We start from the raw sequence: 16,688 nt of genomic DNA, 5'->3' as shown, positions 1-16,688 counted from the left end.
GGTTATGGCGTGCACCCTCGCGCTATAAGGCGAATTCGCACTAGCTCAACTAGTGCATTTGTATGTTCAGGGCTTGCTTTTCAGGCGCAACTCACCGGCAAACAACCCACGTTCACGAGCCCAGACGATGGCCGCACTGCGGCTATGCACCCCCAGCTTGGAATACACCGTGGCCACATGGTTACGCACGGTATTAGGTGCCAGTTTAAGGCGCGAGGCGATCTCCTTGTCGGCCAAGCCCTCGCAGATCAGGCCCAGCACATCGCGCTCACGGGCGGTCAGGTCGGTGAAGGCCACGTTCGGCAGGTTGGGGCTGTTGACACTCTTGGCGTTGGCCAGTTTTTCGATCAGGGTCTGGCTGAACCACGACGCGTCCTGCATCACTTCCTCAATGGCCGCGACCAACTCAAGCTCCGAGCGTTTGCGTTCGGTGATGTTCATCAGTACCAGCAGGTAGCAGGGCACGTCCTGGATGACCACGGTATCGGCCCAGACCACGCAGTCGACCACCTCGTTGCCTTTCTTGCGCACCTTGAGGTCCTGGCCGTCGAGGTTGCCGGCTTTTTCCAGGCTGGCGAACAACTGTGCGCCGGCCTGCGGGCTGTCGATGAAGTTGATCTCTTCGATGGATTTGCCGATCAGCTCCTCGCTGTTGTAACCGGTGATCGTCATAAAGGCTTCGTTGATATCCACCACCTGGCGGTTATCGGCGCTGCACACCAGGGTCGGCACTGGCGTCAGGCGGAAGGATTTGGCGAAGCGCTCTTCGCTCTGGCGCAGGGCAATTTCCGCTTTGCGCCGTGGCTCCAGGTCGGTGAAGGAAAACAGCATGCAGTCTTCCTCGTTCATGTCCAATGGCTGGCCGGCGACAATCACCAGTTTGCTGCCACCTTCGGGCAGTTTCAGTTCGGCCTGCATTTGCGGGATGGTCGAGCCTTCGCCCAGGCGCTGGATGGCCAGGTCCTTGCGTTCGGCCTGTTCGAGCACATCCAACTCGTACACGGATTTGCCGATGACCTGGTCGCGGTTGTAGCCGGTCATTTCCAGGAAGCCCTGGTTGACCTTGATATAGCGCAAGTCGCTGAGACGGCAGATCACCGCGGGCGCGGGGTTGGCGTTGAACGTTTTCTCGAAGCGTTGCTCGGCGCTGGCCCATTCGGTGGCGTCGCTGAGGATCAGCACCAGCAGCTCCGGCTCGCCTTGAGCGTCGGTCAGCACCAGGCTGCGCAGGCGGTGCACCCAGCTGCGCTGTTCGTTGGCAGTGGGGCTGACTTCCACCACCACATCGCTGAACTCTTCACCCGCCGCGACGCGGCTAAGGGGGTAGCTGTCCAGCTGTAACGGATGATTGTTGCGATAGCGCAGGGTGAAACGCTTGGCGTACGCCTCGGTGTTGGCGCCGAGCTCTTCGACTTCGCTGACCCCGTGCATGGTCAACGCCGCTTCGTTGGCCCAGAGGATGGTTTGGTCGACCTCGGCAAGTATCACCCCGTCGGACAGCCCGGAGATGATCTGCTGCAATTGGCGGCGGTTGGTTTCTTTGGCGAGAACATCCTGGGTCATAACTTCTCCGGCGGCAGGTCTAGGGCGCATGGGACTACGACATCCCGGCTTCAGGATAGTGCAGAGTAATTACCCGGGGAGCAGTGCGAATGCACCAGTTGGCCTGGTGCATATGGCCCACGACTGAACGTATGTCGTTTCGCCACACTCACACCCATCAAGGCGCATTGCCTTGCTCCTAAAACTGAAAAGGACCTTTGTATGACCACTGTCTATGAAACCAATCGATCGCTATTCCGTGTGTCGTGGAGTTCGGTACTGGCCGGTAGTGCAATCGCACTGGTGACCTACCTGGTATTGAGTGTGTTGGGTACGGCCATTGGCGCCAGTGCCGTGGACCCTATGGAAGCGGGTAACCCGCTGAGCGGTTTCGGCACAGGCGCGGGTATCTGGCTGTTTGTTTCGACATTGGTGGCCATCGCCCTGGGTGCTTTCGTGGCCGGGCGCACTGCACCGGACCGTGGCGGCCTTCACGGCGTCTTGACCTGGACGCTGACCACCTTGCTCACCACCTGGCTGCTGGCCGGTTTGGCTGCCAGTGTGGTGGGTACCGCAGGCAATGTCGTGGGCAAAGGTTTGTCGGCTGCCGGCAGTGGCATCGCCGCCGCAGCACCGGGGATCGGCAACAGCCTCAAGCAACAGCTGAACGAACAGGGTATCCAGCTTGACTGGAACAGCCTGCAAGGCCAGCTGGACACCCTGCTCAAGCAGAGTGGCAAGGCTGAACTGGACCCGGCCAATGTCGAGCAGAAAGCCGACCAGGCTGCCGCTGATGGCAAGCAATCGGCTACCGATGCCGCGACCAACCCGGCCCAGGCCGGAGATGAGTTGAAGCAGTGGTTCGAACGCGTCAAAGCCTCCGGCGAGCCGGCGCTGAATGCCGCGGATAAAGAAGCACTGGTCAACATCGTTGCTGCCCGTACCGGCAAGAGCAAAGAAGAGGCCACCCAGATCGTCGACAATTATGCCCAGGCTTACCAGCAAGCCATGCAGAAGGTCGATGAACTCAAGCAACAGGCTGAACAAAAAGCCCGTGAAGCTGGTGAAGTAGCGGCCAAGCAACTGTCCCGCGCCGCCTGGAGCACCTTGGCCATGCTGCTGTTGGGTGCGGCCTTGAGCTTCTTCATCGGTCGTATTGCGCTGACTACCCGTCGCGTGCCATTGGCTTAAAACGGTCTGCGGCAAGGACGCCGCCGTGTTGAACGCGTAAAATGCCGGATTTTTACGCGTTTCACGCAAAGGTGCCCCTTGATCGCAGGCAAAGCCGTCGGACTGTTATTACTCACTTCTCTGTTGGCGGCGTGCGGCACCTCGCCGCCACGCACGCCCAACGATATCTGCGGTATTTTTCGCGAAAAAGATGACTGGTACGACGCCGCCAAGGTCACGCAAAAGCGCTGGGGTGTGCCGATCCAGGTGCCGCTCGCGATCATGTATCAGGAGTCGGGCTTTCGCCACGACGCCAAGACCCCGCGTAAATACCTGCTATGGATCATCCCCTGGGGCCGCGTTTCTACCGCTTCGGGGTATGCCCAGGCCAAGGATGAAGTGTGGAGCGACTACCGCAAAAGTACCGGCCGCAGCGGCGCTGATCGCGAAGACTTCGACGACGCCATCGACTTTATCGGCTGGTACATGGACAAGACCTACACCATCAATGGCGTCTACAAATACGACGCCTACGGCCAATACCTGAATTACCACGAAGGTTGGGGCGGCTATCGCCAGCGCACCTACGCCAGCAAAGCCTGGCTGCTGCCGGTGGCAAGCAAGGTGCAGGCGCGTTCGCAGCTGTACGCGCGCCAATATGCCGGGTGCAAGAATGAGTTGGGGCGGGGGTTCTGGAGCCGGTTCTGGCATTGGTTGTAAAGGCTGATAGAGCGACCTCGGAATGCATACAGATCAAAATGTGGGAGGGGGCTTGCTCCCGATAGCAGAGTGTCAGTCAATGATGTGGTGACTGATGCACCGCCATCGGGAGCAAGCCCCCTCCCACATTTAGTTTTGCATTAGCGCGGCAGTATGCACTCCAGGGAACGGTCCACCATCCCGCTGGCCATTTCCACCAGGTGCATGACCGAAATGACCAAGGTGCGCGAAGTGCCATCCAACTGCTCACCCGCTGTCTGCGCGGCAACGGCGGCGCAACGCAGTACGCTGCTGGCATGAGCCAGGGCGTCTTCGAAGCTGAGGTCGGGTGTGGTGGCGAAGAATTACAGTTCTGGGGCGGGTGCAGCGGGTATGAGCTTTTCCATGGCTTGATTCCTAATTGAGCCGAAAAAAAGCGCCTTGCAGAAGGGGGCGTTTAGCGCCTAATCATTCGCGGTCTACCAAACCCCGAGTCACTGAATTGGCAGTGACCGACGAAGACTGGCCACGCGATTTGAACGGCGCAAGCGGTTGGGATTCTCTCGGAACATCCTTCAAGTTAAAGGGAAATATCATTGTTCCGACTGTTCCTACACTTGCCAAACCCACCCGATTCTGGGAAAACCCCAGCCTTTCACGCCTTCAACGAGAAACCCATGAGCAACGACGAACTGCAGATCACCGACATCCGCCTGGGCGACGGCAAGGCCGTGGTCAAGGGCGCGCTGATCACTACCCAATACACCGGCACCCTGGAAGACGGCACAGTGTTCGATTCGTCCTGGGAACGGGGCAAACCGTTCCAGTGCGTGATTGGCACCGGGCGCGTGATCAAGGGCTGGGACCAGGGTTTGATGGGCATGCAGGTCGGCGGTGTACGCACGCTGTATGTGCCGGCGCATCTGGCCTACGGCGAGCGCTCGATGGGCGCGCATATCAAACCCAACAGTAACCTGCGCTTTGAGATCGAGTTGCTGGAAGTGTTGACGCGGGATGATTGAGGATTCCATCCCACATTTAAGCTTCATTGGTTTCAAAAAACACTTCCTGAACCCATCCTGAAGAATTTTCTTATTCCCCATATGGAAACTTTCCTACGGTTTACTCTGCTGACATCGGGGCGTAAGCTTCGCGCGTTTTCATCAATAGCGGAGACCCTCAGTGGGTACTTGTTCGAGTGACAGTCGTCGGCCGGTTTCGGTAACCGGCACCTACTTGGCAAGGTAACGCGCATTCTTTCGATGCCGTTGTCTCGCCTCACAAAGCGAGAAGCGGCATCCCGGCAGTGGCCAGTCCTGGCGCCTGCCTGAACCCCTCTCATCGACGCTGACCAGCATCTGGTGCAATCCAGGATGCTACGGACGCGCCTGCCTTTTACGGTGGGCGGGCCAATCTGACTGTGCCTTGTATCCGGCACGGTGCAGACGGCCGTACCTGCACGAAGGTTTCCTCGCGCAGGAGTAACACCATGAACCTCACTCTGCTCAAAGAGTTCTTCGCCGGTTTCCTGCGGACCCGGCATATCGCTCGGCACTTCCGCCGGTTGGCGATGCTTGAGACCGTCACCGACGCCAGCGTCAGCCGCGAAGTCCCGCCAAGCCTGGCGCACACCCTGGTGGCTGCGGCCAATGGCAGTGCCGTGCAGTTGTTGAGCGTGCTGGGCAGCCATTCGGCGGGGCTCACTAACCAGGAGGCCGATGCTCTGCGCGTGCAATACGGCCTCAATGAGGTCGAGCACGAGCAACCGCTGCCGTGGTGGGTGCACCTGTGGCACTGCTACAAAAACCCGTTCAACCTGCTGCTGACGTTGCTGGCGGTAATCTCCTGGCTGACCGAAGACATGAAGGCCGCCACGGTGATTTTCTCCATGGTGGTGCTCTCGACGCTGTTGCGGTTCTGGCAAGAGGCCAAGTCGAACAAGGCGGCCGACGCCTTGAAGGCGATGGTGAGCAACACCGCGACGGTACTGCGCCGGGATGCAGCCAAGCGTATTGAGTTACCGATCAAGCAACTGGTGCCGGGCGACCTGATCGTGTTGTCGGCCGGTGACATGATCCCCGCCGACTGCCGCGTGCTCAGCGCCAAGGATTTGTTCGTCAGCCAAGCGGCGATGACCGGTGAATCCATGCCGGTGGAGAAGTTCGCCCATCAGCAGGACGCCCACACCCGGAACCCGCTGGAGTTGGAGAACATCCTGTTCATGGGTACCAACGTGGTGTCCGGCGCCGCCACGGCGGTGATCCTCGCCACTGGCAACAGCACCTATTTCGGTGCGTTGGCGCAACGTGTCACGGCGACGGACCGCGCCACCACCTCTTTCCAGCATGGGGTCAACAAGGTCAGCTGGTTGCTGATTCGCTTTATGTTCGTCATGGCGCCGCTGGTACTGTTCATCAACGGTTTCACCAAGGGCGACTGGACTGAGGCGCTGTTGTTTGCGCTGTCGATCGCCGTGGGCCTGACCCCGGAAATGCTGCCGATGATCGTCACCTCGACCTTGGCCAAGGGCGCGGTGTTCCTGTCGCGCAAGAAGGTCATCGTCAAGCGCCTGGACGCGATCCAGAACTTCGGCGCCATGGACGTGCTGTGCACCGACAAGACCGGCACGCTCACCCAGGACAAGATTTTCCTGGCGCGCCACGTGGACGTGTGGGGCCAGGAGTCTGAAGACGTACTGGAAATGGCTTACCTCAACAGCTACTACCAGACCGGCCTGAAAAACCTGCTGGATGTAGCCGTGCTGGAGCACGTGGAAGTCCATCGCGAGCTGAAAGTCGGCACCGCGTTTCATAAGGTTGATGAGATCCCCTTCGACTTTAACCGCCGCCGCATGTCGGTGGTGGTGGCCGAGCAGGACCAGCCGCACCTGTTGATCTGCAAGGGCGCGGTGGAGGAGATTTTGTCGGTGTGCACTCGCGTACGCCATGGCGACGTCAATGAAGCGCTGAGCGAAGAACTGCTGGCGCGCATTCGTCAGGTGACGGCGGCCTTTAACGAAGAAGGGCTGCGTGTGGTGGCAGTGGCAGCGCAGCCGATGCCGGCAGGGCGTGACACCTACAGCCTGGCGGATGAAAACGACCTGACCCTGATCGGCTATGTGGCGTTTCTCGACCCACCCAAGGAAAGCACCGCACCCGCCCTCAAGGCCCTCAAGGCTCACGGTGTGGCGGTAAAGGTGCTGACCGGCGACAACGAACTGGTCACGGCAAAGATCTGCCGTGAAGTGGGCCTGGAGCAGCAAGGCCTGTTGATGGGCAATGATATCGAGGCCATGACCGACGCCGAGCTGGCCCTGGCTGTGGAAACCACCAATGTGTTTGCCAAGCTCACGCCCAGCCACAAGGAGCGCATCGTGCGCTTGCTCAAGGCCAATGGGCATGTGGTGGGCTTTATGGGCGACGGCATCAACGACGCGCCGGCGCTGCGCACGGCGGATATCGGTATTTCGGTGGACAGTGCGGTGGACATCGCCAAGGAAGCGGCCGACATCATTTTGCTGGAAAAGAGCCTGATGATCCTCGAGGAGGGCGTGTTGGAGGGCCGCCGTACCTTCGCCAACATGCTCAAGTACATCAAGATGACCGCCAGTTCCAACTTCGGCAACGTGTTCTCGGTGCTGGTGGCCAGTGCCTTTATCCCATTCCTGCCGATGCTGCCGATGCACTTGCTGGTGCAAAACCTGCTGTACGACATCTCGCAGATCGCGATTCCATTCGATAACGTCGATGACGAAATGCTCGCCACGCCGCAACGCTGGCAGCCGGGGGAGGTGGGGCGCTTCATGCTGTTTTTCGGGCCGATCAGCTCGATCTTCGACATCACCACGTTCGCACTCATGTGGTATGTGTTCGATGCCAACACCCCGGACCACCAGACCCTGTTCCAATCCGGCTGGTTCGTGGTGGGGCTGCTGACCCAGACCCTGATCGTGCACATGATCCGCACCCCGAAAATCCCCTTCCTGCAAAGCCGTGCGGCACTTCCGTTGATGCTGATGACGGGGGTGATCATGGCCGTGGGGATTTTCCTGCCAATGGGGCCGCTGGCGCATTACTTCAAATTGCAGGCGCTACCGTCGCTGTACTTTGTGTTTTTGCCAGTGATTCTGCTGGCATATATGGCGCTGACTCAGGCGGTGAAGGGCTTTTATATCCGTAGGTTTGGCTGGCAGTAACCGGTCACAGCCACTGCATTCATGGAGATTTTTTTATGCAGGCAATCAACAACATCAACCTCAACTCCCTGGTCGACACTGTAGTCAGCCTCAGTGCGGCGTTTATCCTCGGTGGCTTGATCGGCTTCGAGCGCCAGTACCGCCAGCGCACCGCCGGCTTGCGCACCAATGTGCTGGTGGCCGTCGGTGCGGCGATTTTTGTCGACATGGCCAACCGCCTTGGCGGCGCTGAGGGCGCTGTGCGCGTGGTCGCTTACGTGGTGTCGGGCATCGGTTTTCTTGGCGCCGGCGTGATCATGCGCGAAGAGGGCAATGTGCGTGGGCTCAATACGGCCGCCACTCTCTGGGCTTCTGCGGCAGTGGGCGCCTGTGCCGGCGCCGACCTGATCCTTGAGGCATTGCTGGGTACGCTATTTGTGCTGGCGGCCAATACCTTGCTGCGACCGATCGTCAATAACATCAACCGCCAGCCGATGGACGTGGTGTCGGCAGAGGTCACCAACATCCTCTACGTCATTGCGCGACGCAGTCAGCAACAGGCCGTCATGGTGTTGCTGGAAGCCGAGTTGGCACGCTGCAACTACCCGGCCAGCGATGTCGACGTGCGACCGTTCGGCAGTGAAGAGGTGGAAATCGAGGCCACTCTGGCCGCAACGTCGGTCGATGGCGACGAGCTGGATGCACTGGTGGCGCGTATCTCAACGTCAACCTTGGTGGTGCAGGCTTTCTGGAGCCCAAGTACCACTGACTGACTGTTGTGGGCAAGTGAGGGTCGGCTAGTCTTTATTGTAGAAAAATCCTACATGCAGTCAGGATTATCCCTTCAGATGAAACATTTTTGCGTTGCTAAGGTTGTGCACTTGCGGCTGCTGGGTCTTCGAGGTCTGGCGTCCGTGGTTATGCTGAGTTAATGGAAAGGGCCAGACACCGCTTGGTTATCGTCCTGAGGCTGTGCAGTACCGCTCGTCGGAACTGTCATTTCTCACAGGTATCCAGGTCAGGTGTGATGTGTAAGGGTATTTTGTCCACAAAGGGAAGTTTATGAGCAAAGCATTAATTGTGGATGACCATCCGTTTATCCGTGCGACGGTCAAACATCTCTTGCAACTGGAAGGGTTTGTTGAAATTTATCAGGCGGGGGACGGCGCCGATGCAATGCAGTTGGCGAGGGAGCAACGTCCTGACCTGATTATCCTCGACCTGGCGATGCCCAAGTTGGGTGGGTTGGAGGTCATCAGCCGGGTCAAGGCATTGGGCTTGCCTTGCAAGATTCTGGTACTGACCTCCTACCTGGCGGTGTTTTTTTCCACCCGCTGCATGCGCGCCGGCGCCATGGGCTTCGTGGCCAAGACTGGCGAACTGGATGAGCTGCAAAAGGCCATCAAGGCAATCATGTCGGGATACAGTTGCTTTCCCAGTTTGCCGACCAGTTCGGTACGCCGGGACGACCTGCAGGAAACAGAACGGCAGATGATCGAGTGCCTGTCGGATCGTGAATTGACCGTATTGCAGAAGCTGGCCATCGGGTTGGGTAATAAGGAAATTGCCGAGGATATGCTGTTGAGCCACAAAACGATCAGCACCTACAAGACTCGCCTCAAGGAGAAGTTACGCATGTCTTCGGTAGTGCACTTGTCCAAGTTTGCCCAGCGCAACCATCTGATCTGAAATGATCACCACCGCGTTTACGAGGTTCGCCACGATCCTTTGGATGAGCCTGTTACCCCTGATCGCGGTGGCCCTCGACGAGCCTCACGCTTTGCGGCTGCTGGGGCACTCCCATATCGAAACCACCGCAGTGGGGCTGGGGGAGGCTGATTGGCGCTGGCTACGCGAGCGGCGCACATTGTTGATGGGGATTTCTGCTCCCGATTACCCACCTTTTGATTTGACCAATAACAACGACGAACTCGAAGGTATCACTGCCGATTTTTCCGCATTGATCGGCCAGGCCCTGCATATTTCTATCGAGGTTCGGCGTTACGGCTCCCGCGATGAAGTGGTCGAAGCCCTGAAGCAGGGCGCGGTGGATTTTCTGGGCTCCGCCAATGGCTATGAGGCTGCCGACCCGCAACTGCTTTTGTCGCGCTCCTACGCCAACGATCAACCGACCCTGGTGACCCGCAGCGGTGACAGCCAAGTGTTAAGTGACGACCTGGCAGGCAAGCGTGTGGCAATGCTGTATCACTATATGCAACCCGACGCAGTCCGGGCATTTTACCCCCATGCCCAGTTGGCGCTTTTTGCCTCGACCTTCGAGGCGATCGGCGCCGTGGCGTTTGGGCGCGCCGATGTCTACCTGGGCGATGCGATAAGCATCAATTACCTGATCAATCGTAACCACCTCAACAACGTGCGCATGGCGGATTTTTCCGGCTTGGAAGTCAACCCGTTTGCGTTTGCCGTCGCCCGGGAAAATACGCGGTTACTGTCGATCCTTAATGCCGCGCTGGAGGCGATTCCCGCGAGTGAGCAGATGGAAATCCTGCGCCGCTGGAGCGGTGGCAACCTCGGGATTGTCGGTGTCGACCGGCTGCACTTGAGTGCCAATGAGCAACGCTGGGTGCAGAAAAACCCACGGGTCAGAGTCGCGGTGCTCAACGACTTCCTGCCGTTGTCCTTTATCGGTGATCAGGGGCAATTCGAAGGGTTAAGTGCGGAGGTGCTGTCACGCATCAGCTTGCGCACCGGTTTGAAGTTCGATGTGGTCCCCGGCAGTTCGTTGCCGCGCCAGATCAATATCGTCAGTGCGGGCACGGCGGATATGCTGGCGGTCGTCACCCCCAGTGTGGAGCGTGCCGAAAAGGTGCGCTTTACCCGGCCCTACCTGACCAATCCATTTGTACTGGTGACCCGTGACAGCCCGCACAGCCCGCTCACGCTGGAGGATATGGTCGGCAGACGCCTGGCCATGGTGATCGGCAATGGCCTGCATGATGAGATCTCGCAGAATTTTCCAGGGATTGTGTTCGTCGACGTGGAGAACCCGCAGCAAGCCATGGCGCTGGTGGCCAATGGTGACGCTGATGGTGCGGTCAATTCACTGATCAGTGCGCGCTATCTGATTGCCCGGCATTACCGCGACCGTTTACGAATCACCAGCACAGTCGGTACTGAGCCGGCACGGGTGACCTTTGGGGTCAATCGCAGCCAGTTGGAGCTGTATTCGATCCTGGACAAGGCACTGCTGAGCATCACACCGCAGGAAATGGACGAATTGATTGGCCAATGGCGCAGCGAAGTCATCATTGAAGACAGCTATTGGCTGCGTTATCGCAGCGTGATCATTCAAGGCTTCGGGTTGGCCGCGCTGTTGTTGGTGGTCACGCTGGGCTGGGTTATCTACCTGCGCAGTCTGATTCGTAAGCGCGTGCAGGCCGAGCGGGCGCTTAGCGATCAGATGCGGTTCATGAGTGTGTTGATAGATGGCACTCCACACCCAATTTACGTGCGCGACCGCCAGGGGCGGTTGATGGCCTGCAATAACGCGTACCTCGATGTGTTTGGTTACAAGCTTGAAGACGTGATCGGCCGGACTGTGGTGGAAACCGACACCGACAACCCTCCACAGGCCCAGTCGTTTCAGGAGGATTACCTGCGTTTGATGGCCGGGGGCGAGCCGCAGATTCATGACCGGATACTCAAGGTGCCCAATGGCGATGTGCTGACCATTTACCAGTGGATGCTGCCCTACCGCGACGGCGACGAGAAGGTGGTGGGCATGATTGCCGGCTGGGTAGACGTGAGCGAGCGGCATCGGCTGCTGGGCCAGTTGCAGGAGGCCAAGGACGATGCCGATGCCGCCAACCGCGCCAAGACCACTTTCCTGGCGACTATGAGCCACGAGATCCGCACGCCAATGAATGCGGTGATCGGCATGATCGAGCTGGCCTTGAAAAATGCTGAGCAGGGGCGGGCCGACCGCGACGCATTGGAGGTGGCATCGGTGGCTTCGCGCGGCATGTTGGAGTTGATTGGCGATATTCTTGATATTGCGCGAATCGAGTCCGGGCATTTGTCGCTGAGCCTGGAACCGGCCAACCTGCATGAGCTGCTGGCGTCCGTGGCGCGCGTGTTCGAGGGGTTGGCGCGGGCCAAGGGGCTGGCGCTGCACGTTGAGCTCGACCCATTGAGTGACCGGACGGTGTTGGTCGACCCGCTGCGATTCAAGCAGGTGGTGTCGAACCTGCTGAGCAATGCCATCAAGTTCACCGCCAAGGGTCAGGTAAGCCTCTGTGCTCAGACCGCGGTCGAAGGCGATCGGTTGAAACTGCAGTTATGGGTGCAAGATACCGGTATTGGTATCAGCGTCGAGGACCAGAAGCGGTTGTTCAGTTTGTTTATCCAAGGCACCAATAACCAGCAGTCGGCCCGCAGCGGGTCTGGCCTGGGATTGGTGATCAGCCGCAGCTTGTGCGAAATGATGGGCGGCCAACTGCACTTGAGCAGTGTGCTGGGGCAGGGCACACGAGTGGATGTGACCTTGGCCCTGGCCACGACAGACACGTTGCCGGCCCGAGCGGCACCCTCGGGTGATGTTGCACCTCAGGGCCGCGCGCTGAGTATTCTGGTGGTGGACGACTACCCGGCTAACCGTTTGCTGCTGGCGCGCCAGTTGAGTTTCCTGGGCCACCGCATCACCACGGCCGAGGATGGTGTTCAAGGGGTTGAACAATGGCGGGCCGGACAGTTCGACGGTGTCATTACCGATTGCAATATGCCGCTCAAGAACGGCTATCAGTTGGCACAGGAGATTCGCGCACAAGAGCATGAACGCGGCTTGGCACCCTGCCTGCTGTTGGGATTCACCGCCAACGCACAGCCTGAGGAAGCTGAGCGTTGTCGGCAAGCAGGCATGGATGGCTGCCTGTTCAAGCCTACCGGGCTTGATGACTTGCGGTTGGCGTTGGCCTCGCGCTCGGCCGACCTTGGCCCGTCGCAGCTGGCGACGTTTGACTTGAGCGGGCTGGTTGCGTTGACGGGGGATGATCACCCCGCGCTGGTCGAGTTGCTGGCACCGTTGCTCGAAAGTCTGGAGGCAGATCGTGCCTTGTTGCCACTGCTGGCAAGCCAGGTTGACTTTGCCAAGCTGCACGACCTGGCCCATCGTGCCAAGGGGGGCGCGCGGATGGTCAAGGCGCATCGGTTGATCGGTGGGTGCGAGGCATTGGAGGCGGCGTGTGAACAGCGCGACCGCCAGGCATTAGGGCAAGCGGTTGAGGCCGTGGGTGAGGCGATCGATGTTTTGCATCATGGCTTGAGCGCTTATTGCAATCAGCCTTGACCGTGGTTCATCACCATTCGGAGTATTTGGGAGAACTCCTACATGAACTGGGAATATGCCTGATTTTGTCGTCGGCATATGTCTGGAAAATGGTCGACGCTCACTGCCGAGCGCTGCCTGCCCAAGGGTTTGCCATGCCAAACAAAGCACTGACCATCCTGATTGCTGATGAACAGCATCTGCAACGCTTGCACATCGAGAAAATGCTTAACCAATTGGGGTATTACCGGATTGTGCCGGTGCAGACTCTCGAAGAGGTCCAGATTCTTACCGCCATTCCTGCTGAACCCTTCGATGTGCTGATCATCAACGCGGGGCTGATGGCCCATCCCTATGGGCCTCAGCTTCATGTGCATCATGTGCTGGTATACGAACATCTGGACCTGGGTGCCCCTGCCGGCGTAACCCCGGCGGTGCGGGTGCGTCTGCCGGGCGTGCCGGACATCGTCAACCTCGAACACTTCATCGACATCGTCGATCCATCCGAGGCTGCTCAGGGCCTGCGGGTATTACCGTGGCTGCGTGAGCTATCCCGCGTGCCGGTGGCCCGGGTCTAGGGGGCGTTCTCAACCACGCGGGATGCCGCAGGCGCGTTGTACGGCGCGCTGGCCTTGAGTTTTCGGGCCAATTCAAGCGCCACCTGGCCGCTGCCGATGTTGGGCACCAAATGGGTAAACGGGATAGCGATCATCCGGTTCTCACGCACCGCTCGCAACTTCGACAATACCGGGTCGGTGGTCAGTAACTGGCGCTTGCGGCTGGCGGGGGACCACAGGGCGTCGGCCAGCACAATGACGTCCGGATCCTTTATCAGCAAGGTTTCGCTGCTCACGGTGACACGTGAAAGGGGTATATCAGCCATCACGTTTCGGGCACCGGATGCGGCCAGCAGGGCGGTGACAAAGCCCCGTTGGCCTTCGCTGTCGAGGCCGTTGACCTCACTGTCCAAGTAAAACACCGACACGGGGCTGGCATCGCTCGCCATTGCCTGGGCCTGCCGCAAGTCGGCATCCAGTGCATCGCTCAATGCCTGGGCGCGCTGGGTCTTGTGCAGCAGGGCGCCGAGGGAGCGCAGGTCCTGGCGGATATGTCCGAAGTAATCCAGCGTGTGCCCGGCGCATGCAGATTCAAGCAGGTAGGATGCCACGCCGTTATCGGCCAGACCGGTGCGGGAGGTCACACCGTTGCCGAACGCGCTGGCGAAGCCACCTACCACCAAGTCGGGGCGCTGCGCATACAACACTTCGCTGGAGGGGTATTTGGCGGCAATCACTGGCACTTCGAAATAGCTGCCCTGTCGATGGGGCATACCGTCGTCATCCAAGTAAGCCACCCCGACCAGTGATGGCCCGGCATCCAGGGCCAGCAGCAGGTCGGCCGCGTGTTGATTGAGGGCGACGATGCGTGAAGGCGGTGTGTGCGGCAGCGTCCAGGCCTGGGCGCAATTGCGGTAGCTGTCCGCCAGTACCGGCGCGCTGCAGAGCAGGGCACCCACGCTTAACCACGGCACTCTCATGAGCGCTCCTGGATCAGCATCTCATCGACCACCTCACCGCCCACCAGGTGCACATCCACCAGGCGTATCACATCGGCCTTGCTGTGTACGCCGTACCAGCAACGCTGTGGATACACCGTGAGCACCGGCCCCAGGTTGCAGGGGAATTGGCAATGGGTGCGGGTCAATAGCACGCCGCCGGGCACTTCGATGCGCCGGTGTTCCAGCAAACGGCGGCGCAGGGTTTTCCACAGCTGCAAGGCACCGCGCTGGGTGCAGCGCGGGCCAGTGCACAGCAATACATGGTGGGCGTGGTCGGGGATACGCGACCAGTCGGGATGGGTATCCACCCCGTCGATTTGTATGATGTCGGTCATCAGAAGCGATACGTATAACGCACCTCTGAGGTGAACGGTCGGCCCAGGTTGTCGACGTTGTTGGAGCGGCTGGTGACGTAGTCGCGGTCGAACAGGTTTTCCACCAGCAGGCTCACGCGGTGCTGGTGCGCAGTGTCCAGGTAGCGATAGGCGTCTGCGTCTACCACCGAATAATGACCGTACTCGACCTGCTTGGAGCTGATGACATCGCGAATATAACGGATGGCCGCACCTGCACCCCACAAGCGGTTTTCCGATTCGAAACCAATGCGTGAACGGGCAAAGAAGCTCGGGATATCGTTGATGGTGACTCCGGCACGCGACTCGGTAAGGTTGCGGGTCATGTCCGCCTGCACGCTCCATTGGTTATTGAGCGCCAGCTTGGCGTCGGCCTCGAAACCGCGCATCTGGATCTGGCCCTGGCCATTGACCCACTGCACACCGTCCAGGGTGATCAGGTCGGTGATCTTGCGCTTGAACAGGGTCACGCTGGCGTTGAAATCGCGCCCGGCAAGCAGGCCCTTGTAGTCGATACCCAGTTCGGCGTTGCGGCTTTTTTCCGGCTTGAGGTTGCGGTTGCCCTTTTCGTCATCTTCATTGACGAATAGCTGCTCGGCGTTGGGCAGCTTGTAAGCCGTGCCGTATTGGCCGCGTACTGCCCAGTTATCGTTGAGGTCGTAGAGCGAGGTGAGCATGCCGACGGTGGCACTGTCACCGCCGCTCATGGCCTCGTGGCGCACGCCAATGCTGGGATGCCAGTCGGGCAGGGCGTCGATCTGTGGGCGCAGTTGGGTGTACAGCGCGTGGGCCTGGGCTTTGTTGTCGTCGATTACCAGCACATCGTCCTGGCCCTTGAACCATTGGTTGTCGCTGCCGACGATCAACACATGCCCTCCCGGCAACTCGGCCTTGCCCTCGGCTTGCACGCCCCAGTCGGTAAAACCCCAGTAGTCGTTGTGGTTGATGACCTTCGTACCACCGCCGTCGAGGTTGTTGATGCGGGTATAACGGGTGTCCCAATCGTTGATATGGCCCTTGACGAAATAGCTCAGGCGTTCGTTGATGTTCTGCTCGAAGGTCGCCGTGGCGATCTGCTGAACGCGGTCGTTGGTGGTCTTGTGGGAAGCCACCGGGCGGGCGAAATCCAGATTGGCATCGGCGTATTGGTAGAACAGTTCCAGGCGCGAATCGTCGCCAATGGATTGAATGGCCTTGGTGCCGAAGGTGGTGACTTCGTAGGAGCGTCGTTTGTCCGTGACGTTTTTCATATCGCGGTTGCGAAACGGTTGGTAGCCCTCGGACGCATTGCGGCTGACGTAGGCCAATAAGCCCAGGTCGCCCCAACCGTTGTTGAAGATTTTCTCGACCCGCGCGTCGCCGGTGGTGCCACCGAAGGTATCGACCCCAAGGTTCACTTCGCCGGAAGCCGTACGCGTTTGTGCGCTGCGGGTGACGATATTGATCACCCCCGAGACTGCCTGGGTGCCGAACAGCAGGCTCTGGCCACCCTTGAGTACTTCGATGCGTTCGATAGCGTTGGCCGGCAGGGTGTCGAGGTACAGGCCGCCGTACAGGCGATTGTTCAGGCGCACGCCGTCGAGCAGAATCAGGGTGTCATCGTTGCGCCCGCCGAGCAGGGAATAGGTACCGTAGTCGAACGGGCCGTTCTTCGGCGCTACGTACAGCCCGGGAATGAACATCTGCATCACCCGGGATACGTCGGCGGCAGGTCCGGCCCGCTCGATCTGTTCGCGGCTGACAACCTCGACTTTGCTGCCGTATTGGGCCATGGCCGCGACGGTGGTGGACTCCACCGATGGCGCCGAGACGATTTGCGGGTTGAGTATCAGGGCGTTGTCGTCAGCCAGCAGCAACGGGCTGAACAGGTAGCCGATCAAGGGAGTGAATGAACGTCGAATCATAGTC

Annotated in this window: 12 protein-coding genes and 1 pseudogene; 8 read left to right on the top strand and 5 right to left on the bottom strand. The window is 59.5% G+C overall.

Translation table 11 applies throughout. The features are described 5' to 3' along the window. Positions 1–66 precede the first annotated feature (66 nt). Entirely contained in the window at positions 67–1,563 is a 1,497-nt protein-coding gene (locus FRT59_RS21610; protein WP_153872349.1) for a PAS domain S-box protein, read from the bottom strand. 201 nt (positions 1,564–1,764) lie between these two features. On the opposite strand from FRT59_RS21610, the gene FRT59_RS21605 reads away from it, so the two are divergent. Then, positions 1,765–2,733 carry a hypothetical protein gene (locus FRT59_RS21605; protein WP_034119055.1) on the top strand — a complete coding sequence of 323 codons (969 nt, stop codon included), beginning with the start codon at positions 1,765–1,767 and terminating at the stop codon, positions 2,731–2,733. A gap of 78 nt (positions 2,734–2,811) precedes the next feature. Beyond that, positions 2,812–3,432 (top strand): transglycosylase SLT domain-containing protein, encoded by a 621-nt coding sequence (locus FRT59_RS21600; RefSeq protein WP_034119056.1) that lies wholly within the window; start codon positions 2,812–2,814, stop codon positions 3,430–3,432. A gap of 140 nt (positions 3,433–3,572) precedes the next feature. On the opposite strand, the pseudogene FRT59_RS27290 reads toward FRT59_RS21600, so the two are convergent. Further along, positions 3,573–3,764, bottom strand: a pseudogene (locus tag FRT59_RS27290) (DUF6124 family protein); the annotation flags it as partial. Between the two features lie 324 nt (positions 3,765–4,088). Between FRT59_RS27290 and FRT59_RS21590 the strand changes: the two are divergent. The 6 genes from FRT59_RS21590 (at position 4,089) to FRT59_RS21565 (ending at position 13,447) form a co-directional block, all read left to right on the top strand. Then, a complete protein-coding gene (locus tag FRT59_RS21590) occupies positions 4,089–4,433 on the top strand; it encodes an FKBP-type peptidyl-prolyl cis-trans isomerase (RefSeq protein WP_034119058.1) in 345 nt (114 codons plus the stop codon). 467 nt (positions 4,434–4,900) lie between these two features. Then, the gene (mgtA, locus tag FRT59_RS21585; RefSeq protein WP_153872348.1) at positions 4,901–7,606 is read left to right on the top strand and encodes a magnesium-translocating P-type ATPase; all 2,706 of its coding nucleotides are present in this window, start codon (positions 4,901–4,903) and stop codon (positions 7,604–7,606) included. Positions 7,607–7,641: 35 nt separating this feature from the next. Further along, complete coding sequence (locus tag FRT59_RS21580) at positions 7,642–8,358, top strand: MgtC/SapB family protein (RefSeq protein WP_034119060.1); 717 nt, start codon at positions 7,642–7,644, stop codon at positions 8,356–8,358. A 289-nt stretch (positions 8,359–8,647) separates the two neighbouring features. Beyond that, positions 8,648–9,274 (top strand): response regulator transcription factor, encoded by a 627-nt coding sequence (locus FRT59_RS21575; RefSeq protein WP_034119061.1) that lies wholly within the window; start codon positions 8,648–8,650, stop codon positions 9,272–9,274. 1 nt (position 9,275) lies between these two features. Next, positions 9,276–12,890 carry a transporter substrate-binding domain-containing protein gene (locus FRT59_RS21570; protein WP_198809725.1) on the top strand — a complete coding sequence of 1,205 codons (3,615 nt, stop codon included), beginning with the start codon at positions 9,276–9,278 and terminating at the stop codon, positions 12,888–12,890. Between the two features lie 134 nt (positions 12,891–13,024). Next, complete coding sequence (locus FRT59_RS21565; RefSeq protein WP_034119186.1) at positions 13,025–13,447, top strand: hypothetical protein; 423 nt, start codon at positions 13,025–13,027, stop codon at positions 13,445–13,447. On the opposite strand, the gene FRT59_RS21560 is transcribed toward FRT59_RS21565, so the two are convergent. Genes FRT59_RS21560 through FRT59_RS21550 form a run of 3 tightly spaced genes read right to left on the bottom strand, consistent with a single transcriptional unit; the run spans position 13,444 to position 16,684 of the window. Beyond that, complete coding sequence (locus FRT59_RS21560; RefSeq protein WP_153872346.1) at positions 13,444–14,406, bottom strand: ABC transporter substrate-binding protein; 963 nt, start codon at positions 14,404–14,406, stop codon at positions 13,444–13,446. The genes FRT59_RS21565 and FRT59_RS21560 overlap by 4 nt on opposite strands. Beyond that, the gene (locus FRT59_RS21555; RefSeq protein ID WP_153872345.1) at positions 14,403–14,762 is read right to left on the bottom strand and encodes a (2Fe-2S) ferredoxin domain-containing protein; all 360 of its coding nucleotides are present in this window, start codon (positions 14,760–14,762) and stop codon (positions 14,403–14,405) included. Before FRT59_RS21555 ends, FRT59_RS21560 begins: the two co-directional genes overlap by 4 nt. Then, positions 14,762–16,684 (bottom strand): TonB-dependent receptor plug domain-containing protein, encoded by a 1,923-nt coding sequence (locus FRT59_RS21550; protein ID WP_153872344.1) that lies wholly within the window; start codon positions 16,682–16,684, stop codon positions 14,762–14,764. Before FRT59_RS21550 ends, FRT59_RS21555 begins: the two co-directional genes overlap by 1 nt. Positions 16,685–16,688 lie beyond the last annotated feature (4 nt).

It is taken from the genome of Pseudomonas haemolytica, from assembly GCF_009659625.1.
GTDB classification, from domain to species: Bacteria; Pseudomonadota; Gammaproteobacteria; order Pseudomonadales; family Pseudomonadaceae; genus Aquipseudomonas; species Aquipseudomonas haemolytica.
Note: the sequence above shows the minus strand (reverse complement) of the source record. Positions and strands in the feature narration are given on the sequence as shown.